The following is a 23,216-nucleotide window of genomic DNA, read 5'->3' as shown; positions in this document are numbered from 1 at the left end:
TGAGCCTGTCGAATGTAGTCGCTCAACCAACGTGGCTCTCGACATCGGTTCTTCCTCATTGATAATACTGGTGACTGAGCATTTGTATAAAATACATGATTCGGTAATAATTACTGTAAACAATGCAGGATAATGCGTGTGCCGCCACATCCGCAAAGACAGCGACGCTACATTTAAATTAATTAATAATAATCAACCTCAGAATTCAGCGCGTAAAAGCATTACATTAAGCGACTTGCGTATTTGATCGATTTAGGTTTCTTTGCGTAGATTAGTCACAAATCGCATTTGGTATCTTTGTTGCTTATATTATCTGTGAATAAACACATTTTACGCTCATTCTATCCAAATTACTTTTTAGAAAATAATCTCATGAAAAAAGCACTTACACTCTCTGTTTTCGGCCTCGCAATGGGGGCCTCCTCGCTCATGGCCGCATACCAGTATGGTGACTACGTTGACTACAAGTATGGGGAAAATCTAAGCGATAGCACCTTAACTGTGGTCCAAGATAGTAGCCTGACGCTTAACTTTTTAACGAATCCCTATTATTCGCCTCAAGGCTATACCATCACCGACTGGTCAACACTGAGTGTGCAAATCACTGATAGCACAGGGCAACAGACATACAGGGATGTCGCGATTAGCGGCAGTTCGGTGGACATTGGAGACTTTATGGCGGGAGATAGCTTATTTTTCTATGTCTCCGGTGATCAAGGAAGCACTTCAACAACAGTGCAGTCGCATATTGGGCATGAAGGGTGGGATACTACGACGTCGACGCCCGATTCTCTATTCTTTGACGGTAACTACGGAAATTGGAATAGCCAGTATGCTCAACTGTCGTTTCGTGTGGACGGTAGCGCTCAATCGCCAACCGGCCAACCGCTCCCGGGTGCTGCGGTATCCATACTTTTAGGCAGTGCTGGATTGTATTGGATCAAACGCAAAAAGACTGTGCCGGTTGCTTGCTAAAATTTCGGTCATCTAAACCGACGGCCGAAACGCCGCAGATCAATCAATTAAAGGTATTTGATGGCACTCCTCCGTTTTGGAGGAGTGTTTTTTTGTGTCTTGCAGTAATGCCAGTATTTCCTTGCGTGCTTTAATTAAGCTCTGACTCTCTTCGCTCTCAAGGGGGATCATCAGCTGATAAGTGTGCCATGTCTCATCCCGATTCCATTCCTTTCGGAAATGCACGAAACTACCAGTTGAAAATTCTGAGTTGGAATACAATACCCAGAAAAGATACGTCTGATTCTGAGACTCAGCGACGATCTCAGTGAGATAAAGCGCGTCCTCGTCGATACTCGTTTTAAGGATCTCTTCGGAGAGGATCGTCCACCCCGAGGATCGCAAGCAGTGGCTCGCAGGGTGGATGGAGTTGATCTTCCTGCCGCACGTCAGTGCCAAGATGTAGATGCCGCTAGCGTCTCCGATGTAATAAAACTTTTCAATGACACTGTCTTCTCCAAAGAATCGAATATCGTCTGCCGTGACTTCTTGAGTCTGCCCAAGGTAAGGACCAGTTTTACCTTCGGATAGTTGAAGTATGACTGGCGCACCTTTTTGCGATGAGGTTTCTTCGCTTTGCCAAATATAGAGAATCGCTAAGCAAACTGCACCAGAATATAATAAACTGCGGGTCTGCACTTTTGTTTCCCACCGCAAGTTAACTGCCAACCACAAGAGTAGAATGCCTGCGGTCGTAAACTTAATGAGATAGCCAGATGTCATTCCAGGATCGCCCACGTAGTAATTGATCCAATACGTGGTGCTGGTAATTCCAAGTGTGAGCAGAGCAAATACCGGTAACATTCGATAGGCATTTTGGCCACCGTAGATAAGCCAGAAGACTGAATATGCGATCGCAATTCCACAGAGGATCTGGAGTGCGTTGATAGTGGCATACACCGCAGCGCCATAGCCCAACAGCGCGGGAAGCAATACAATCAAGACGGCATAGTCGACGGCAGCGACTTGCATCCGCTTTCGCGTCTTCAGCCATGCGAGCGGAAACAATAGCGCAAACATCGAGACGAATATCCAGTCAAAGCGATCTTGAGGCGAATCGCTCCATGCCCGAAGCATATAGGGCACTTTGGCCGCGTAGGGGATGAAGCCGATCAGTAGTAAAATGAATCTTAAGTAGCGCGGCATTACCTAATATGTTTGTGGCCCCGATTCGTTTGTATCAGGAGATTGACTCGAATCTGGTGTCTGGGGGAATAGCGCTCCGATCACATAGAATAACGCCGTCGCCAATAAGACGAAGCAATATCCCAGTGCAGCATGATACGTATTTTCGAAGGCCTTTTCACCAATCGCGTAGAATAATAAGATGGTGATGATGAGGCGAACCGCATTTGCAAAAATGACGACTGGCAATAATGCGAGGTAGTGTAATGCCGCGAGACCGAAACTGCGATGCTGCTTCATGATCACCACGATGTAACCGAGCAGGAATAGCACTGCCAACTGGGAAATGCCACTACATGCATCCGTAATCGCTAGGTGGAATCCTCCCACTCGAATCGTGGTCAGTTGGTAGGCGATGTCGCATCCGAAGAGTTGAAGTGTTTCCACCGTAAGCATCGTTGAAATCAATCTGAGTGGGTAACTCACTGCTAGAAAGAGCTGCTCTTGCACGGGAATAATGACCAGGGTCAGAAACAAGATCGGCATTAAGCGCAGTGTGCCGACTAGCCCATTGCGATAAGTAACCGCGGACATTGCCAAAAGCATCATGGCACAACGGGACCCCAGATGCAGTTCGCTGCCACCCGGCAGTTGTAATGCAAATGGCACCAGCGCAATCAATACCCATGCGACCACTTGGGATCGCAAATCAATCACAACACCTGGTTGCAGTTGTTCCATGGCACGCCATGCGAGCACAGTCGCTAGCAGCCACAAGGGAATTGCATTCTCTCGTGCTGTGGTGAACCACACCATTTGCACTCCAGCATAGAGTAAAACGAGAAGCAGTAGTAGACTGGTGAGGGGAGATTCCCGTAGCCATTGCCGTAAGCGACACCGATACTCATTTAGACTCTTTAAAACGCTGAGCATACTTCCCAATTATTTGGATTCCTCCCTTTGGCTTTGAGATTCTACGGCTCGTCGTGCCCGATTCTCTTGGATGCTCTTTAAGTTTTGTAATGCAATTTCGTTATTCGGAAACTCGTTTAACACTAAATTGCAAAGATTCGACCGATTGTAGATCTCCTCTCTTGCCGCCAAATTCTGTATTAAATGCTCCATGCTACCTTTCCACGCGGTGCGAATTCGAGCAGAGGCGCTGCCTGTTTGGATGAAGTTGAAGAGGAGTTTTTGTGCTGCATCGTAAGACCCATTATCATAAAGTCTGAGAGCGTAACATTCACGGGCAATCGGTGATTTCGGATCAGCCTCGTAGGCCTGCTGCGCGAAGTCCAAGGCTGCTTGACGTGCCGTGTCGTTCGGAGCCTCTAGCGCTTGTGCGGCGTAAAGCTCAGAGAGATTGGCGAGTATCGGCACTGCATTTGGTGAGAGCGTCAGAAGCTTGCGGTATACCGTAATTGCGGGCACTTCATAATTGTAGGTCGCAAGTAGATTTGCGACACGATAAAGCATCGCTGCGTTCTCTGGGGTAGCGATCAATCGCGGATCATTCACGACTTGCATGAGTAGCGTATGCACCGTCTCGGCTTCTGCGTTTAGATTCGCAAGTTCAGCCTGTGCGAGTAAGAGGGCAGCGGCTGGCGTCGTTGCTGAATTCTGTTGAAGCAATAACACTAAGGCGTTCAAGTTTTCGCTGAGTTGATTGCGCGAGCAGAATGCGAGATACTGCATCAGGACTCTTAGGTTCGACGGATTCTCCGCGTAGAGTGACTCAAACGCGATGGCCGCCTCAGCGGTTCGTTTCATTGATTCCAATGCGCCAATTCGTTGTAACTGTGCAGATACATTTCCGGGTAACAGTTCTAAGAGTGTCTCAGCCGCAGTCTGAGCCGCGGCGAAATCGTTATTCCTCAGGTGAAAGTCCGCCGCGATTGACCAGAGTTTAGGTTCTTCTGGATACGATTGCAGCGCTTGTTCTAAATCAATTTTCGATAGCAGTTGCTTTTGTGCCGCATTGCCGATCACGGCTAATGTAAAGACGGCATCGTTAAAGTTACGCAACTGGAGCAATTCCGAAATTCGAGCCGCCTCAATAAAGTTATCCTCTGCCATTAACTCGACCACCAAAGGTTTTAGTAAGCTGCTATATGTGACGAGTCGTTCATTGGCATCATAAGGGAAAGCCGTCAGTAAATTCACGATTTCCTTCGTGTCTTTACGGTGGATTGCATCGTAAAAAGTCAACAATTGAGCCACGAGTGTATTTGGCATTTCATTTCCCATGGCCTCCACCTTTTCGGATACACTGCTTGCATTGCCTGCCTCATATGCGAGCAATGCATCCATGTAGTATCCAGCTATAATGTCTGCACGGCTGCCGACTCGATAACGTTTCGCTAGATTTTGTAGCTCGTCAGTCGATTTGAGTGCTATTAATACTTCCGCAAAACGAATGGATTCCATGGGGGTTAAGTTATCTATCAATGTGCGATACAGTTCTGCAGCCTCGGCTGATTTCCCCTGGATATAGTAAAGGTTTGCTAGGCTCATCATGCCTGATTTTTCATTGAGAGGAATTCGGCGTTTTAAGTAACTCTCCGCGCGCACCATCTCTCCCTGTTGGATCGCACGATCGGCCAGTATGTAAAGTGCATAGTTTGCCACAGACGCATCCGTCGACTCCGCCAATTCTTCCAATTTATTAATTTTTAGAGGCGTCATCTCTGGAGCCTCGTCGACGAGTAAAACCACGAGCTCACCCAGAGGGGTGGTCAGCGCGTTTGGATCAACCACCTCTTCAACGAGCACTCTAGCCTCGTTCATTTGTCCTGTCTGTGCATTGACAAATGCCATTAGTAAACGAGGTCGGTCTGCCTGAAATGGTTGGATTGAGGTCAGTTTGATACGAAGGTATTCAATTCTTCCAGCTCGCAGGAATGCATTCAGTGAATTGTCCACATAATCGGCGTTAAAGGCGTTTAATTCAGCCGCGCGCGACCATAGAATGCCGGCTTCAGTCCAATTCCCTAACTGCTGGTTGACAGTTGCTAATTTGGCCACGATCTCTTCATTATTAGGATCTTCCGAGATCGCTTGCGTCAGTCTCTTTTCTGCCAGTTCCCAATCCTCGCTGTTAAAGGCAGCGATCGCGCCATTGATATGCTCCAATTGTCGGTAATTCTTCGAAACGAAATAAATCACTGCGCCTAATGACCCTGCGACGATTATTAACAACATCGACAATAGTAGTAACTTTGCGCTGCTTTTTTTAGGATTCGATCTCTCCGACATAAATAGTCCCGTCTGGGTGTTAGAAAATGTAATATACAGCGATGCCTCAGCTTTGCTTATGCAATCAACATGGCACATGTTATCATGCTTTAGAAATTTGTCAGTTATTATGGCACTATAAATCAACTTCAGCGACTCAAATTTTCACGATATGGCGTTCTGACGATTTGCGAAATACCCAATACCAGTGATATACACATACTAGTGGATCTTGTAGTATGATGTGGATATAATCCTATTAAACGTGTTGTGAGCCATGAACGAGTGGTTCCATTTATTTCGGTCTATTTAAATTCAGCGCTATTATGAAATCCCACTCTAAATTGTCATCTGCCTCCTCTCCTTTATCGCTCGCCCCAGGTATTTCCCGTCGCCGCTTTTTGGTAGCCGCTGGAACCTTCGCCGCAGGACTCGCAGCTGGTCCGCTCATGGCCGCTAGCAGTCGTGAGTCGTATGCCGCTGCATTGAAAGCAGAGTCAGCATTACGTGGTCATTGGCGTTTTGATGGCGACCTCGTGGATGTGCTGGGTAAGTCTCAAGCGAAAGCCAGTGGGACGACTTCTTTTGTTAGTGGAGCGATCGAGGGCAAAGCCATTAGCCTAGAACCGAATGCACCCATTCTCGTGCCGAATGCCGACAAGCTGAAAGGCCGGTCCACCACACTAGAGCTTTTCTTTAAGATCGATTCGAAGCCAACAGGCGATGGCAACCCAGTGATCATCGCACAAAGCAATGGCAAATCGGCACTCTTTGTGATCGGAGTGAAGAACGATCTATCAGCACTGCTCTATCAGAATAATAATGGGGCGGTGGTTACTGAGATCAACCTACCGACCGATCAGCCGATTGAAGTCGGACGTTGGTATCACTTCGCACTCACAAGTTTCGACCTAGACGTGCGTGCTTACATCGATGGCTATGAATGTAGCCTCGTCGGTGGTGCGTATGAATATACGCGTAGGGGACCTAAGAAAACCACGATGACGCTCGGCGCTACACCTGTAAACAATGGCTGGAGCTCAACCAATATTTCGCTCGATGAAGTGGCCTGTTATGCACGCGGCCTGACGCAGTCGGAGATTCAAGCGCATATCAAAGCGGCAGGGCCAGAGTGGCAGAAAACTCTCAAGCAAGCGGGTGCCTTAGCAGCGGCTGTCCTAGCGGAGCGTAATGCGGTTCGCGATTCTAAAGCTGAAGCGATGCTGAATGACCCTGCCCTTACGGGGCACGGTGAAACGACTGTCTATGAGGGCGAGCGTCTTGAGGCGATTAACTTTATGGTAGGTGGTATCGGTGCGGGTGCGATCCAGTTCAATGGTAAAGCCGAACCAGCGATTTGGCAGATCGCTTGTAATTACGAAGAGCGTCGCGTGGACGATAGTTTTCTAGGCATTCGCGCACAAGCAGAGGGCGGCAAGTCTGTCGTTCGAGCCTTGCAGACTGAATCAGTCGGTCCATTTGAAGCAATGTCCTCGTTGAAGTTCGAAGGTGAATACCCTTTTGCAAAGTATATCTTTGAAGAACCTGCACTACCAGTTGAGGTCGAGCTAGAAGTCTTTAATCCATTCATTCCAATGGACCTGAATGCCTGTGCGATTCCATGTGCGATTTACACCGTCACAGCGAAAAACACATCGAGCTCTAAAGTCGTGGTCGACGTTCTATCCGCGCAGAAAAATGCGCTCGGCTATAACGAGGGCAGGGGGGGGAACAGCTTTGGTAAAAATCAGAATGAGTTTTTGAAGAGTGGCGATACGTCGATCATTCACATGACGCGCGAGGGCAACGACAGTGCGGACATGGTCTTGATGACGGATGCCGCAGGAGCGACTGCGGCGACCGACTGGGGCACCACGAATGTCTTACATCGCGCCGTCGATATTGCTCGCAAGCTACAAGGTCCCACCAAGACAGATGCTTCGCTAACTGGGAAGTCGGTGAACGGAGCACTCTTAGCGCCTCTTGAATTGGCTCCGGGCGAGTCGAAATCGGTGACCTTTGTTTTGGCTTGGTATTTTAAGCCGGGCAAGCACGGCTCCGGAAAAAACGTCGCCTTGGAGGGCGAAGGTAAGTCGCTCGGTAAGGCTTGGGGCGGTCAGGGGCAGAATTATACGAACTGGTGGCCAAATGCGATGAGCCTTGCGGCGTATCTAAAGGACAATATCGCCGATCTAACCGCGCGCACACGCCTGTTTCATAAAACATTGTATGAATCGACACTGCCAGTCTGGTTGCTGGATCGTATGAGCTCGCAGCTTGCGGTCTTGCGTAGCCAAACCTTCTGGTGGGCATCCAGTGGCTACATGGGCATGTGGGAAGGTTGTAATGAAACCGGTGGTTGCTGCGGTGGTAACTGCACCCACGTCTATCACTATGCTCAAGCACACGCACGTTTATTGCCTGAGATGGGGCGTCTCCTACGTGAGCAAGATTATGACCGTCAAACCTCCAAGGGCCTAACACCGTATCGTCATACCAACCAGAGCGGAGCGGCCGATGGATTCTACGGCACCATTCTCAATACTTACCGCGAGCATCTTTGTTCCACCGATGATAGTTGGCTAAAGTCGGAATGGCCAAAGGTGAAGAAGGGTATGGACTGGAGTATCGGCTACTGGAACCCGAGTCGTGATGGCTTCATGGAAACCACGCAGCACAATACTTTGGACGGCGACTTCCAGGGCTGTTCGTCATGGATCGGTAGCATGTATTTGGCCGCGCTCGAAGCAGCTGCACGGATGGCCGATATAATGGGCGACACCACCAAGGCAGCGGAATGGCGTAAGATTCGCGAGTCCGGGAAAAAGCTGCAAAACGATCGTCTCTGGAATGGCGAATATTACATTCAAGAGCAGGGCAAGAAGCGCAGTCAGGACTATCTCGATGGCTGCCATATCGATCAGATTTTGGGTGAATGGTGGGCCGATCAGGTCGATGTCGATCGTTGCTATCCGAAGGAGCGCTCACGCAAGGCGATGGAGTCCTTGCTGAAATACAACTTCCTGACTGACTTTAACGGTCACTCGCTCAAGCCACGCCAATATTGTGAAATCACCGATGGTGGCATGAAAATGATCACTTGGCCCAATGACCCACAGCCGATCCCTGGCATGAAATACGGCGATGAGGTCATGACCGGTTTCGAATACGGCGCTGCGGTCTCCATGATGCAAAATGGTATGGTGGAAGAAGGTTTGATGGTCATTAAGATCATCTTTGACCGTTACAACGGTCGCTTGCGCACCGAGGGAGTGTCTGCAGTGAGAAACGGCCCATGGGGCTATTCTGGCAATCCATTTGGCGACGACGAGTGTGGTAAATTCTATGGTCGTTCGCTCAGTGTCTGGTCGGCATTGCTCGCACTCCAAGGCTTCCACTACGATGGGCCGAAAGGTGAGATTGCGTTCCGCCCCGTGCTGACTCCAGAGAACCACGCAAGCTTTTATACAGTAGCGGAAGGCTACGGGCTCTTCTCACAACAGCGCAGCGCGAGTCAACTAACGGCCGCGTTAAACCTTGCTGAAGGAGACGTTGTCCTGAACCAAGTGATGCTTCAAGTGGCTGAAGGCAAGCAAGCGAAGACCGCACAGGTCAAACTCGCGGGACGAAGTGTTACGGCAAAGCTCGACACCAACGGCAGCGATCTGCGTCTGTCCTTCCAAAGCCCAGTTACAATTAAGGCAGGCCAGCAACTCGACATTCAAGTGCAGTGCGCATAAGTGCTGTTTTCGGTCACCTTACAATGCTTCGACAGTTTGTTAGTAGCAAGCTGTCGAAGTGATGTGCCTAACATGATAGTCGCACTATCTCTTGATACTCATCCTGCTAGTGAAGCGCCATGTCACAGCATCATCACATAGCGGAGCGGGGAACCCGTTACGACCACAGAGCCAAAACAGCCGAATCCCCTCAACCTTTAGCTAAGAATCTGCGTTCATCTAGTCTGCCGTATTCTACGCGCTGAAATTCTTGACTTAAAAAATGTAAATATGCCTGCCTCACGGATCTACCTATTTTCAGTGATAGGCATATGCAGGTTTCTTTGCTAATATAATTCACGTCTCACCTTTATAGGTCAGTCGCTGTTTTAGATTACCCACCCCTTATAATAAATGAAAAAACTCATTACTCTATCTCTCCTTCCAATGGCACTGCTTTCAGCGGCTGATGCTGCGATTGTAGCCAATCAAACTATTGGCATTGATTTCGGCACGGCTGCTCCTGCCGGAGCAACGACTTTCAATCAATTTGATGCGCATAACAATGTCATCGCGGATGCTGGAACTCTGGCTTTTTCCGCGTTGGGAATCAATTCGGGTGCTCTGAAAGACACCGCCAACGCAGACGTAACTGGCGTGGGTTTCGTAGTGACGAACAACACGGGGTGGGCCACAGGTAACGCCAACGTGACTACCGGAGCTGAGGGCGCTGGTTTGATGACTGACTCTTCGGTTTATAGCGACACCATCATTTCGAATAATGCGTCGGGACATGTGATCGCTGCAGGTGCCCATTTCCTGTTCACCTTTACTGGCCTAGACGACTCCCTAACTTACGACCTCACGGGCGGTTTTGACAATAATAACAACAATTTCGACGCGACTTGGTCGGTGGGTGCTCAGGGCAGTTTCACCACGGATTTGACTGCCAGCGTTGGATATGGAACCATTACAGGCCTCACCACAGATGGATTTGGCAATATAGAAATCAAGGTTCAAGAAAACTCACTTCATGTTGTTGCCGGTGCACTAACTCTGACAGCAGTCCCAGAGCCAAGCAGCTACGCGCTGATCGCAGGTGCGTTTGCGCTGACTTCCATCATGGTTCGTCGCCGTCGCAGCTAGCGAGTCGGGGAAGGCGTTTGATTACGTCACTCCTCATTATGAAGTTCAAACACTCAAAGCCTAGCGAACCGAAAGGTCGCTAGGCTTTGTTGTTTCTACAGACATCGTTTTGTTGAATCAGTGACGCGGATTGAGCCTTCATCATATACTGGCGCGCATCATAATTTGTGAAAAGTGTCTTCATTATATTTCTCTGTCTGAGGTAGGGGCTTTGCTTTGCGAAGACCGCGTAAAGGACTGAAGGTGATGGAGTTTTGAAACGCACCCGGCCTACGCGGTTCGCGCGAGCACGACCCCTACGAAGATTTCTAAACCATTAAGAATCACAATACGTGATGCGCGGCAGTATATCAGCCAGAAGGCCTTCAAGATCTGCGAAGCTCGGCGATGACTCAGAATTGTCATAACCGCTCCGCTAGAGCATATCCTTCTACATATCTTTGCCTGTTTTATTTGACGATATGAATGCACTATTTAAAGCTCCTCCCCCTTGGCACGGCGTAGCTCGCTTAGAGCGAAGACGGCTGCGAAGGGAAGGAGTTAGTTAATAGCATCTTTGAGGCGAATAGCAGTTCGTTAATACCTGTTATACGTTATATACAGAACCGTGGGTTTCTGGCAGTATAATGACTAAAATTCCGACTACCCCTGTTCGTTGATTCTTTAGCCTCTTCTTTGTGTTGTTTCTGTCCCGAAGTGGTGAGTTCACCGCACATCTGTAAACTATGCTACTATCTGATAAAATCCCTGGTCTCCGAGCATGTCTCGCTGCCAGCATCTTGATGCTCTCGTCACTACATGCGGCGCAGCCACCTGTGGTGAGCTCGTCGAATCCAAATATCATCCTCATTTTTGCCGATGATCTCGGTTACGGGGACCTCAGTTGCTACGGAGCCACTAAGATACAAACACCGAATATCGACGCGCTCGCCGCAGAAGGGAAGACGTTTACCGATGCGCACTCCTCGTCGGCAGTATGCACGCCATCTCGCTACGGTCTATTGACGGGGCAGTATCCCTTTCGTGCCAATGGTGGTAAAGGCGTCTGGAAACCTACAGGGCTCGACACCGCGTTGATCATCAATACCGAAACGCTGACGCTTGCGGATGTGCTGAACCGCCAAGGCTACGCCACCGCCGCTTTTGGCAAATGGCATCTAGGCTTCAAAACGGGAAAGAACGACTGGCAGGAGCCACTGCGCCCCGGGCCGCAGGATTTGGGCTTCGACTATTACTTTGGTATGCCTGTCGTGAACAGCGCTCCACCTTATGCCTATGTGGAAAATGACCATTTTTATGGCAGCGATCCCAGTGACCCACTGATCAATGTAGGTCGAAGTGGTAAGGGCGCACATCCGCTCTCAAAGCTCCCCAAAGAAGCAGGGCACCGGACTCCGAATTATTATAAAGGCCAAACCAAAGCCTATGAATTGTTTGACGACTATGAAGTCGGCACCACGTTGGCCGAAAAAGCCGTCGATTGGATGGAAAGCAGGGAATCCGACCAGCCCTTTTTCGTCTACTTTGCAGCGACTCAAGTGCATCACCCCTTTACTCCGGCCAAGCGCTTTCAAGGCACCAGCCAGGCTGGCCTCTATGGTGACTTTGCCCACGAGCTCGATTGGATCGTCGGAGAGCTCAGAAGCAGTCTCGAAAAAATGGGGGTAGCTGACAACACCCTCATCATCTTCACCAGTGACAATGGCGGCATGTTCAACACCGGAGGCATCGCCGCAGCCAAGTTGGGCCACAAGATCAATGGCGACCTGCTCGGGTCCAAGTTTGGCGTATGGGAAGGCGGGCACCGTGTGCCATTTATCGCATGGTGGCCTCGTCAAATCGAAGCAGGCACTACATCGGATCAAATGCTAAGTAATGTCGATCTGCTGGCGACCTTCGCTGCGGTCGGCGGTAGCGAACTGAGTGAAGCCGAGCAGCAGGACAGTATCAATATGCTGCCTGCCCTGACTGGTAATCCGGATAAGCCACTGCGCACGGAGATGATCGTCACGCCCAATAAGCCAAGTAACATGGCGCTGCGTAAGGGTAAATGGATGTATATCCCGGCCAAAAGTGATGGCGGGTTCGCTGGCAATGTCGCTGCGACCAAACTCGTCAATACGCCCAACAGCGACATTGAAAACGGCAAGATCAAGAAGGACGCACCACGCGCCCAGCTCTACGATCTGGAAGCCGACGTGAATCAAACCCAGAATGTGTTTAACCAAAACCCAGAGGTAGCACAGCAGATGGCGGCCGACCTGAAAGGTTACAGGGCAACGGCTTCTATTGATAATGCTAAGTCAAAATCGAAGAAGAAATTCAAGTAAACTTGTCCGCGCATAACCCTATATTCAGGAGTCAGACAGAGGTCTAACTCCTAGCTTCTCACGACTTAAGTCTTTGACCACACGAACCCTGATTCTTTCGTTTTTGATATCGGAATAAATAAAAATGGTATAGCGAATGTCCTCTTGGTAACGAATCCGAGTTTGGTAGGCCATATTTGCCGTGCCATCCTGAATGTAAGACACTTCAACCTGCGCCATACTGACACCAGAGGTTTCCTGTATTTTTGCGAATGTAGATCGATTCCACGCTGTCACGGTCGTGTTCTGTTCTCCCACGCTCACGTTTGTCTCCCATGGGGTGAGGTTGATGATTCGGGTATGTCCGAATTGAAACGAGCTCAGACTCATATCCATTAATTGGATTATGTATTCTGTCGTGCTTTGCTGCTCATCGGCCATCAAAGATTTGGGCAGGAAGAGTAGGCATGTTTCCTTGTCGAATTCCGCCCGCTTGAATGAAGCGACTAACTTAAACTTAGGGTTCCCATCTTCATCAATTCCGTCTGGGATGCCGAAGAGTAATTCTCCCTCTACGATGGGACTAGTAAATCCTTTAGAATAGCCGAACTGACGAAGCGAAAGCTGGCCGACTGATTGCAGCTTAGCGTCTAAGATTTCTAAGTCTGTTAAACCTTTTTCCAGACCGACTGCGATGGCTCGCATCGTCGGCGTTTCTAAGACCTCTATTGCCGGGATCTCTGTGGCCATAGTTGTCGGAGTTACTACGGCGATCACATTCGATCTCATCCATAAGCTTAAAACTATCGTCAATGCGTAGTGGCTATATCGTTTTATCATATTTAAGCGTGAACCAGGAGCCGAGAGAGCGTTCTGTTGTCTTTGTTTCTAGTCGAAGTAGTGCACTATTTACAACCGTCTAGTAGAGGCGTCCAAAGTCTTTAATGGTTCTAACTTCGATGCGTTTGTTTTGTATGTCTGGGTAGATCACTGTGATATAACGGGTATCTTCCATATACCGAAACCGAGTTTGTTTGGCATTATGAATCGTGTCGTCGTAGAGATAATACACTCCGATTTGAGCCATCTTCACACCCGTGAGTTCTTTGATCTTAGAGACATCAGAGTTGGACCAAGGTTTAAGCTTTGATTGATGCTCACCAATACGAACCATCGTATCAAAAGGGGTGAGGTTCATTAACTTAGTATGTCCAAATTCAAATCCCCTCGGGCTCATGTCTAGCACCTGAATGGCATATTCTTTGGTGCTTTCGGATTTGCCGACGAGGCTCTTGGGGATGAAGAGTAAACACGCTTGCTTATAAGAACTTTTCCATTTGACCGAAGCCACTGGTTTGAACAGCGGTTTCCCATCTTCATCCATTCCGTTGGGAACACCGAAGACCAAATTGCCATCAACAATTGGGCAGGAAAACGGTTGGGAGAAGCCAAAGGAGCGGAGCGATAACTTACCTACTGATTGCAGGCTGGCATCTAAAATCACCATCTCTTTTAAATCATTTTCAAGGCCGACCGAGATGGCTCTTAATTGGTTGGCACCAGTCACTGCTGATTCTGTGGAACTGCCTTGGCTATGTGCTTTGGCTGGCAGGATGAAAAGGCTGAAAAGTGCCGTCAAGGTGCAGGTGATATATTGCTTAATCATGCAGTGGAATTGTAAACTGAGGTAGGGGGTAGAGGGCTTTAAACGTCACTAGGGTCCAGCCAATTGAGCTGGATGATCTTGAATCTACGGCCGAAGCGCTCGTTCGTATCGCTCAGACCGTCTGGCGCTTGGGTGGCTATGTTTGTATCAAAGTAAGGCTCTTGGGAGTTGTCGACGTATTCAGGGATACGCTGCACCACCGCTTCACAGAGACTGCTGGCGGATACATCGCCAGAGGTTGGATTGATCACTTCGCCATAAGCGCGGATGACAAATGTGTCTGAGCGGGCAGATAACCGTGAGCCGATTTGTTGCAAGATATCTGCTTGGGTGAGAAAGCTAGGCACTCCACGTGCCGTGTTGCCAGATCTGGCTGTTGTGTTCTCGATCATACCGAGGTCGTTGCTCGTGATTTGGGTGTCAATCTCGCCTGAAATGTCTTCGCCTGCTGCAGTGTTTAAATCATCATTGATTGAAGGATTCGCGGCAATCGCGGCATCAATGGTGCCCATCTGTGTTCTAGGGTCACTTTCTGAGTCGAGTCTGCGGTTGATGAAATCAGCGAGCGAAAGGAATGGTCCACGATAGCGTATTTGGTCGACAATATCATTGGCCAATTGATCGAGGATGACTTCATCGAGTTGTCGGTAGCCTTGCCAGATGGCGAAATCTTCCTCTGTGGGCAAGGAGCCTCCGGAAGTGGTGCTTCCTAATGAATCTTCAAGTGATTGATCGTAGTTTGGGATCCGGAAGCGGGAGTAAACTGCCGCCAAGCTGCCTGTCGTGGGAGTGAATTCTATTCCTGTCGCATTGCTCTGAGGGTTATAGTAAACAGGATGCTGGACGACCGAATTCGCGATATTTGTTGTCGCTAAGAGCGCTTTCCATGCTTCGACAGACGTTGAGTTGATGTTAAAACTGCCTTCCTGTCGCTGATAGGCGGCAGCTTTACGGTAAGCATCTGCCTGGACTGTTGATCCATCACTCAATTCAGCGCTGACAGTTGCGATATCCACTCCCTCGGGGAGGTTGAATTTGAGCGTCGAATTTGGCAGGGGATCGCCCGCGAGGAAGTTTGTGACAGTATCGTTGTAATCATTGCCGGAGGCATCCAATGCGGAGCGTTGATCTGCGATGGTTGAAAAATAGTAGGTGTCCCAAAGGCGAGTATTTGCGATATAGGAATGGTCGAAGAAATCGTAAGTTGCCGTTCCCGCCGTGAGAGCCTCGCTGCTGTTGATGAGTGGATGTGCCCATGAGTTGCCCACGACATAACTGACTTGTGGTAGATAGCCGCTGGCCGCGAGGTTTGCATGCTGGAGGCTGGCGATTGATTGTAGTGGGGTGACTGGCACTTCAAGTTGAGTCCCGTATTGCGTGCCATCTGTTGTATTGTAACCGCTGAAAAAATATCCTTCCTCGTTTGCACCGATCGCAGGTGCCACTTCTCCGATTCCGTCTAGCGGGCGATTTAGGTAAAGGTTGTAGCTCGTGAATGTGGGTGATTCTTCTCCGATGTTTACGTGACCTGAGAATACACTCGTGTTGGTAAACGCGGACGCAACTGCAGGTTGAAAGGGCTCGCCGGAGGTTTGCTTGGTTACCTTGCCGCCGACTTTGAAGACCCCAAAAACCTGAGGGTTGATGTCAGCGACAGTGCCGGCGGAGTATCCAGAGGGGTTCTTCCTGTGAGTTTCTCTGTATACGTCTGAAGGGTAGAAATCGGTGAATGGCAACCTTGTCTGCGCGATCACTTGGTTTTCGGATTCGCTGCTATAGTCGATAGGGAGCCCCGAAGCCAGAAGTTCTTCTCGATCCTCAACAGTGGTAGTGGTTCCCAATCCGTCATTGTAATCAAAGGTGTATCTTCCAATTAGATTTTTCGATTCCGAATTATCTGTTTGGCCTGAATAACCGATTTCCGGGTCTTCACTATAGAGTTCGACGGAAAATGTTCCGTCACGTGTCAGTGTTTCCGCCGTTTCCTGCCCTAATACATTCGGTGGGTTTTGCGATCCATCTGTGAGCTTTACTTCGATCCTGAGCTCATCGAAGGAATTGATGAACATTTGGCTGGCACCGAAGTGTGCCGCCGACGCTGAGTAATTCCCGAGCGTGCCCTCTGTATCGTATCCTTGTAGTGTGACTGGATTATTAGAAGTTGACCGGAAAGATTGGGGGGTGAGTGCGTCCCAAAAAAGGCCGACACCTTTGGAGTAACCAGGTTGGGCTACTAGTTGAGTTTGTTCTAGGTTGGCCCAATTACTAAGTTCCGCTAAGGGTTTGGTATCAGGGTATAGTGGCGAAAATACAATACTTTGGCCTGGTGCTAGAGTGGTGGTCGAATTGCCGTCGGTCGGCTTCAGTTGCATGACGAAGCGCTGTTCCTTATTATCGTTCCCTCCGTAGGCTCTATTCAAGGAATACATTGTTGAGAGCGGCACAAATTCATTGGTCATTGCGACTGGCTCTCCGGTCAGAACATCATAGCGGGAAAATCGAAAGCCCACAGGGATGTCTCTAAAGGCGACCCAAATATCTCCAAATTCGATGGGAACATTGTATGGATTGTAGAGCGTGATGACTGGTGTGACGCAAAGGTTGAGCATTCGAGTGTCATTCACATTGGGGCCAGTTCTGATGTCGTAGTATGGTTCTACATTAGAATAAGAAATTTCGTTAACAGGGAAATCCGTGGTAAACGGTATGAGCGCAAAGAGCGAAAAATACGTCTCAAATTGTGCGACGGCTGGGGCTAGGCGATAGGTATCAGGAGCGGGTAAAGGTTCGTCAATGCTTGCGCGAGTCTCCGGATCGCCAGCCCATTCTATGGTGCTCATCTGTGCGACTGGTAGGCCGCCGGAGGGGGCGGTGGTCAGTCTGGTGCTGTCTTTGTAGAGCCCAATATAGTCCAATATGGCAGACCAGCGTGGGTCGGCATTTGCGTTGCCACTGTGTCCGCTTGCAGAATCTGAATAGAGGTAGCGATTCATGTAGTCGGTGGGCTGTTCTTCCGCCAATGTCGAAAGGTCGCGTTTCAAGCCACCGTTGACGACGTCTGCCATGACACCTGAAGAGTATAAGGATAGGTCGTGAAAATAAGGGCCGAACGTGTCGCCCGCCAATGAACCATTGTCTGCTCCACTCATGTAGAGCCTTGCACTCTCTAAGCTAGTCACTTTTTCGCAGTCCGAACTGCCTCTGTTGACGCCTGCAAATTCGTTATTTGCACCCATGGCTTCAATGCCGAGATTGCTTGGGTTGTCCCATGCGCTGACCTTTTCCATATCTGTTGGGGTGGCATTGTTTGCCAATTGATGTGATTGGTTCATGCGAGCTTTGACGCTTTCGTCTAGAACCACCCAACCGATACGAGCCCTTGCCGTGTCAGTTGTGCCTGAGGTGATTTCCTTCAATGGAACCCAGATTTCCAAATCCTCTAAACCCGGATCTAGGGTGCCCGTCGTATCAGGTTGTAAGGTGCCTTTGCCTAGTGCTTTGAAAGTATTTACACTGCCTCCTTCATCAAAAGAGGTATTTGCCGCCAAGGCGATCGAACTGGTGTCTAGGGTTCCGTCATCGGAAATAAGCCACCGTCTGAAGCCAGCGCTGACACGGCCTTGATAGTCGATGTCATCGCCGATGTTCCATGTTAGCGCTGAGCGATCCGCAATCGTTTCTGCCTCATTATTACCAGAGGTATCCCACGCTCCAACTAAGTAGGGGTGCGCGACTGTCATCGCATTATCATTGCTAGCGTTGTTGAAAATATCTGCATTGGCAGAGATCCGTTGGTCGGGGCCCATTTCAGCTTGTAAGGCACCAATGGCCTCGTTGAGCGCGAGCAATGCGTTTTGTTTTGCTTCTAGCTGCACTTTGCCGAGGGCAGAAGATCTTTGTTCGACTTGGACAAGCGTAGAAATCGATAGCAATAATAGCAGAACAAATGCCATTAAAGACAATGCGATGATTAGTGCGAAACCTGAGTTTTTAGAATGGGGGAGTGAATTCATTCAGTTTGAGAGGGGATGATACTGAAATATTAGATGAATGCCTCGCGATAGTAGCGAACAGTTGCAGAACTGGCCGCTTATAGCTAGAAACTGGGGAGTTTCTAGCTGTAGTTATTGCGTGTCATTTTTGCAGAAGAGTATAGGGCGTTTCTCTGCTGCGTTCATCTGGATCTGAGTAATTGTATTTGGGGAGGGGAGGTCGAATCGTTTTAGGGAGTCATCTTTTTGAATTAACATATAGTAATACATGATAATTCAGATACGAACTAGTGTAGCTCAGGCAGTGCCGTTTGTATATCGCGAGTATGCGCGACATGTGCGTTTTTAACCTGAAAAAGAGTCGTTAGAGCCGGTTCTGGGTTCCTCTTGGGCAATATTGTTCAATTTTAGACACAATCTGGCGTGTTATTGAGTGGATTCACCAATGGGTGAGTCTCTCGGCGCTCTCGACGAACCCTGTGGTTTAGACAACATCGGATGGGTGACAGATCGTGGTATTCATCTGTAATACCTTTTATTGGTGATATACAGAAAGGGGGCTTTCTGGCAGTATAGCTGACTTCGTCCTCAGTGAAGCCCAACGCCCCTTTTGGGTCTTTTTTCTGTCCCTAAAGTGCTAGCTCGATGCACATTTGATAGTTATGATATTGTCTGCTAAAATACCCAGTCTACGAGCATGCATCGCATGCTGCATCCTGACACTCTCGTCGTTACATGCAGCACAGCCATCTGTGGTGAGCCTGTCTGCCCAGAGCGTAGCCGAAGGGTCGAAACCACCTGCGGTGAGCCTGTCGAAACCAAACATCATCTTAATCTTAGCCGACGACCTCGGTTACGGCGACCTCGGCTGTTACGGCGCGAACTATCCGACCCCCGCACTCGATCAAATGGCAGCAGAGGGCTTTCGATCCACCGATATGATTTCTGCAGCCAACGTCTGCAGCCCTTCGCGTTCAGCGTTGCTGACAGGGCGCTACCCAATGCGCAATGGGCATCCCTATTACCGCTCGGATTACCATACCAAGAGTGGCGGTGTTTACGGCTTACATCCCGACGAGATTACACTCGCCGAGCTGCTCAAGCCTGCAGGCTATCGTTCGTTCGCAGTCGGCAAGTGGCACCTAGGCTTTGAAATGGAAGGCGCCCATCCGATGGATGCCGGATTCGATACCTATTACGGATTGCCGCATAATTATGGCGGTAAAGTGCATGCCACCGCGCGGGCGCTCATTCGCGACCACGAGGTGTTGTCTATGAAAGTGCCGTTTCAGAAAATAACCCCGAGTTACAATGAGGAAGTCGTAAAGTTTATCAATGAGCACCCGAAAGACCCTTCGACAGGCTCAGGACAAGGCCAGCCGTTCTTCATTTATATGGCGCATCAAATCGCGCACTCACCAATTCTGCCGAATAAGGCTTTCTTGAAGAAATCAAAAAAGGGGAAGTATGCAGCGTTCGTGTCAGAGCTGGACGATAGCGTCGGCCAAATGCTGCAAGCGCTGCGCGACAATGATTTGGAAGAAAATACTTTGGTCATCTTTCTCGCTGACAATGGGCAAGCGGGGTCAGGCACCGCCGGGCCATTGTCGGGCAGCAAATATACGACCATGGAAGGCGGGCACCGCGTCGCTGGTATCTTTCGATGGACGGGGACCATTCCCGCTGGTCAGGTCTCAGACACCACGCTTAGCAGCATGGATATCTTTCCACTCTTGGCTGATTTAGCCGGAGTCGATTTACCGACGGATCGTAAAATCGATGGCGCAAATATCCGCGATATCCTGATGGGGGAGTCCGACGAGTCGCCGCACGAGTATCTCTACTACTACAACGGTCTCAACCTGCAAGCAGTGCGCAAAGGCAAGTGGAAGTTGCACCTGCCACGAACTTTAGAAGATCTGCCATATTGGGGCAAAGCCGGCAAAGCGCGTCGGTTTATCACGCTGGATGAACCGTTTCTGGTCAATCTGGAGACGGACATCGCAGAGATGCACAACGTCGCTGCAAACAATCCAGAAGTCGTTACGACGCTGCTCAAAGAAGCGACACGCATTCGTGCGGAGCTCGGTGAAGTCGGGCAACTGGGAGCCGATCAACGGCCCGGCTGGCCCGCGGTTAACTAAAAGAAAACATATTATGAAAAAAACAATAATCAGAACTCTCAGCGTAGCGACGCTGCTAGCACTTACCTCAATCCCTGCTCAAGCAGAGGCAAAGCCAATCGGCACAGTCAAAGTGACCTACACAGAGTTAGCTAATATTGGCTGGGAAGAAGGCGTCATGCGTCGTGATCCGAGCGACATTATTAAGGTCGGTGACCTTTATTACGTCTGGTATTCAAAAGGCACTATCAATCCAGGCTATGACGCCACACTTTGGTATGCGACTTCGCCGGATGGTCTCGAATGGACCGAGCAAGGGATGGCGCTCGATCAAGGCGTCCCAGGAACATGGGAAGGCGCCAGCGTGTTCACACCCAACATTCTTGTAGCTGAGGGGCGTTACTGGTTGTTCTACACTGGCACCTCGAACGAAATTCACAAAAAACCATTTTCCCCAGATTCGAAAATCGGCATAGCCGTGTCAGACTCTCCTGACGGCCCTTGGGAGCGCCTCGCTACGAATCCAGCGCTCATCAACAGTTCTAATCCAGCGGACTTTGATAGTCATTTGATTGATGATGCCTGCTTGGTTGTTCGCGATGGCAAATACTGGTTCTACTACAAAGGTCGCCAACAAGGTAAGAGGCCTTCGCAAACTAAGATGGGTGTTGCGATTGCGGATAAGCCTGAAGGGCCTTATGTGAAGTATGAGGGCAACCCGATTATTCAAGGTAATCACGAGGTAGTTGTTTGGGCGCAAGGCGAGGGAGTGGCTGCGATGATCGGCACGACCGGACCAAAAAGTATCACTAGATCTATTCTTTACGCCGAAGACGGATTGAATTTCGTGAAGACGCACAATGTAGTCAACGGTCCTGTCGGTGCAGGTGCATATCGACCCGGTTCCTTCACAGATAAGGGAGAAGGCACACCCGTTCAGTGGGGAGTCGAACTACAATACCCCACCAAGAAACAAGGAGGGCTCGTTTACATCCAACGCTGGGATGCTGAGTGGTCCGATTAAACCCAAAGTCTTTAATCAGCCCATTTAAATGAAACATTTATTACTAGTTACTTTTGTGATCACCCTGCAGGCGCTAAGCGCTGTCGAACTCGATCCGATGGAAGCGTCCGTTCGCGCTAAAACGAATCAACCCTGGTTCGCTCAATATATGGTCGGTGAACCCATCGTCGCGGGTTTTCCTGGTGAATCTGAAGTGGATCGATTGGAGCGCATTCGACCATGGGAGGATGCGCGTTTCGGTCTCTTCTTGCATTGGGGCCCACAGAAAGCTGGAGGCGAGGCGGTTATCTCCGACAAAGTATTGTCGAAGTTTAATCCGGTAAAGTTCGATGCTGAAGAGTGGGTCTTAACTGCAAAGGAATTAGGCTTTCGTTATATTGTGATTACCTCCAAGCATCACTCGGGGTTTTGCATCTTTGATTCGGCTTACACCGATCACGATATTATCGATGCGACACCGTTTAAGCGCGACCCCTTGAAGGAGTTGGCTGATGCGTGTGCGAAGCACGATATGCTGCTAGGATTTTATTATTCTGTCTGGGATCTTAAACACCCCGACTATACGGGTGAGATTGGCAGTCCAAACTACGCGCGTTACCACCAATACATGCTCGACCAAACCGAGGAACTACTGACGAAGTATGGCTCCGTCGTTACCTTGTGGTTAGACGGCGAATGGGTGAACAGTTGGACGGTGGAACGGGCAATGGAATACCGTGATCATATCCGTGCATTGCAACCGGAGATCATGCTAGTTGACCGCGTCGGACAGCGTCGCGTCGGTGACGGTGATTACGGCTCATCTGAGAACTTTGTGCCCTATATCGGCGAGAACTGGTCACGTCCATGGGAGAGCTGCCAGAAATTTGATGGGGGATGGTTCTGGAAAGGACGTGATACTTCTCAGTCTCTAAATTGGGCACTGCGCAATCTGTTTGATACCGTCTCACGCGGCGGCAATTTTCTTATGAATATGGGGCCGACGCCTGAGGGGCTATTGCCGCCTGTCAGCGTGAAGAAGCTCAAGCCATTAGGGCAGTGGTTGGAGGCCAATGGAGAATGTGTGTATGGCACCCAACGTGGCCCGCATTATTTATTGGATTGGGGCACCAGCACCCGGCGTGGCAACACGCTCTACTACCAGGTGTTCGATTGGCCAAAGGATGGCACATTGATCATTCCTAGTCTGAATGCAGGGAAGCCGAATGCCGGTATTCAGGCGATTTCATATCTCAATCACGAAGCGTCAGTTTCCTTTGAACAAGTCGGACAAGACGTGCACGTGCAGTTACCATCCAAACCGGTGGACCCGCTTTTGACTGTTTTGAAAGTAGAGCTGACTGACGAACCCATCGTGAACAATGCCATCCGTCCGTTGGGCAAGCCACTGCGTCCACAAACAGGCAATTCAAAGCTTCGTGTGGGAGACTATTTCCTATCCGCTGCTTTTGCTAAAATCCACGGGGATACCCTGCATTTCTCACTGGGCAGTGGGGCCGGTGCACAGCGTGAAAACCTCAAGGGCTGGACGAATCCGTCCGACTGGGCCGAGTGGACTTTACAAGTAGATGAGCCCGGTCGCTACAATGTGAAGGTCAACTACTATAGCTGGATGCAGAGCGGTCGCTTTGCCGTTGAAGTCGCGGGCCATTCCTTTGAGCACACCGTGCAGGCGGGGAAACTGAAAGGCAAGCAGTCGCCACTCAAAGCGGGCCCTCAGAGCGTCACGCTTGGTCAGGTAGAATTCGAGGCTCCAGGGACTTATCAATTATCGGTCAAAGCACTTGAGATCACTCCGGAGGCCATCAAATACGGACAGGGTCTGATGGGACTTAAAGATGTGATACTGGAGAGAGTGCAATAA

At 49.6% G+C, this 23,216-nt stretch carries 13 protein-coding genes; 7 read left to right on the top strand and 6 right to left on the bottom strand.

Going from position 1 to position 23,216, the window contains the following annotated elements; all coding sequences use genetic code 11:
- Window positions 1–372 precede the first annotated feature (372 nt).
- A complete protein-coding gene (locus GZZ87_RS19430; protein ID WP_162025306.1) occupies window positions 373–975 on the top strand; it encodes a hypothetical protein in 603 nt (200 codons plus the stop codon).
- Between the two features lie 39 nt (window positions 976–1,014).
- Here the strand turns inward: GZZ87_RS19430 and GZZ87_RS19425 are convergent, their stop codons facing one another.
- From GZZ87_RS19425 to GZZ87_RS19415, 3 genes are read right to left on the bottom strand one after another with little or no spacing between them, the layout of a single operon-like run.
- Entirely contained in the window at window positions 1,015–2,160 is a 1,146-nt protein-coding gene (locus GZZ87_RS19425) for an exosortase/archaeosortase family protein (RefSeq protein ID WP_162025307.1), read from the bottom strand.
- A 3-nt stretch (window positions 2,161–2,163) separates the two neighbouring features.
- Window positions 2,164–3,072, bottom strand: a complete 909-nt coding sequence (locus GZZ87_RS19420; RefSeq protein ID WP_162025308.1) for an exosortase/archaeosortase family protein — start codon at window positions 3,070–3,072, stop codon at window positions 2,164–2,166.
- A 9-nt stretch (window positions 3,073–3,081) separates the two neighbouring features.
- Window positions 3,082–5,340, bottom strand: a complete 2,259-nt coding sequence (locus GZZ87_RS19415; RefSeq protein ID WP_162025309.1) for a tetratricopeptide repeat protein — start codon at window positions 5,338–5,340, stop codon at window positions 3,082–3,084.
- A 359-nt stretch (window positions 5,341–5,699) separates the two neighbouring features.
- On the opposite strand from GZZ87_RS19415, the gene GZZ87_RS19410 reads away from it, so the two are divergent.
- From GZZ87_RS19410 to GZZ87_RS19400, 3 genes are all read left to right on the top strand, one after another.
- Window positions 5,700–9,113 (top strand): GH116 family glycosyl hydrolase, encoded by a 3,414-nt coding sequence (locus GZZ87_RS19410; RefSeq protein WP_162025310.1) that lies wholly within the window; start codon window positions 5,700–5,702, stop codon window positions 9,111–9,113.
- Between the two features lie 393 nt (window positions 9,114–9,506).
- Complete coding sequence (locus tag GZZ87_RS19405) at window positions 9,507–10,238, top strand: PEP-CTERM sorting domain-containing protein (RefSeq protein WP_162025311.1); 732 nt, start codon at window positions 9,507–9,509, stop codon at window positions 10,236–10,238.
- A 725-nt stretch (window positions 10,239–10,963) separates the two neighbouring features.
- A complete protein-coding gene (locus GZZ87_RS19400) occupies window positions 10,964–12,568 on the top strand; it encodes an arylsulfatase (RefSeq protein ID WP_348534090.1) in 1,605 nt (534 codons plus the stop codon).
- A 24-nt stretch (window positions 12,569–12,592) separates the two neighbouring features.
- On the opposite strand, the gene GZZ87_RS19395 is transcribed toward GZZ87_RS19400, so the two are convergent.
- From GZZ87_RS19395 to GZZ87_RS19385, 3 genes are all read right to left on the bottom strand, one after another.
- On the bottom strand, window positions 12,593–13,297 hold the full coding sequence (locus tag GZZ87_RS19395) for a hypothetical protein (protein WP_162025312.1): 705 nt from the start codon (window positions 13,295–13,297) through the stop codon (window positions 12,593–12,595).
- Window positions 13,298–13,466: 169 nt separating this feature from the next.
- Window positions 13,467–14,213 (bottom strand): hypothetical protein, encoded by a 747-nt coding sequence (locus GZZ87_RS19390; protein WP_162025313.1) that lies wholly within the window; start codon window positions 14,211–14,213, stop codon window positions 13,467–13,469.
- 38 nt (window positions 14,214–14,251) lie between these two features.
- Window positions 14,252–18,226, bottom strand: a complete 3,975-nt coding sequence (locus GZZ87_RS19385) for a hypothetical protein (RefSeq protein ID WP_162025314.1) — start codon at window positions 18,224–18,226, stop codon at window positions 14,252–14,254.
- 647 nt (window positions 18,227–18,873) lie between these two features.
- Between GZZ87_RS19385 and GZZ87_RS19380 the strand changes: the two genes are divergently transcribed.
- Genes GZZ87_RS19380 through GZZ87_RS19370 form a run of 3 tightly spaced genes read left to right on the top strand, consistent with a single transcriptional unit; the run spans window position 18,874 to window position 23,216 of the window.
- Window positions 18,874–20,349, top strand: coding sequence for a sulfatase (locus tag GZZ87_RS19380; protein WP_244648005.1), 1,476 nt, complete (start codon window positions 18,874–18,876; stop codon window positions 20,347–20,349).
- 13 nt (window positions 20,350–20,362) lie between these two features.
- Window positions 20,363–21,352 (top strand): family 43 glycosylhydrolase, encoded by a 990-nt coding sequence (locus GZZ87_RS19375; RefSeq protein WP_162025316.1) that lies wholly within the window; start codon window positions 20,363–20,365, stop codon window positions 21,350–21,352.
- Window positions 21,353–21,380: 28 nt separating this feature from the next.
- Entirely contained in the window at window positions 21,381–23,216 is a 1,836-nt protein-coding gene (locus tag GZZ87_RS19370; protein WP_162025317.1) for an alpha-L-fucosidase, read from the top strand.

The sequence above is a fragment of the Lentimonas sp. CC4 genome (assembly GCF_902728235.1).
Taxonomy (GTDB): domain Bacteria; phylum Verrucomicrobiota; class Verrucomicrobiia; order Opitutales; family Coraliomargaritaceae; genus Lentimonas.
Note: the sequence above shows the minus strand (reverse complement) of the source record. Positions and strands in the feature narration are given on the sequence as shown.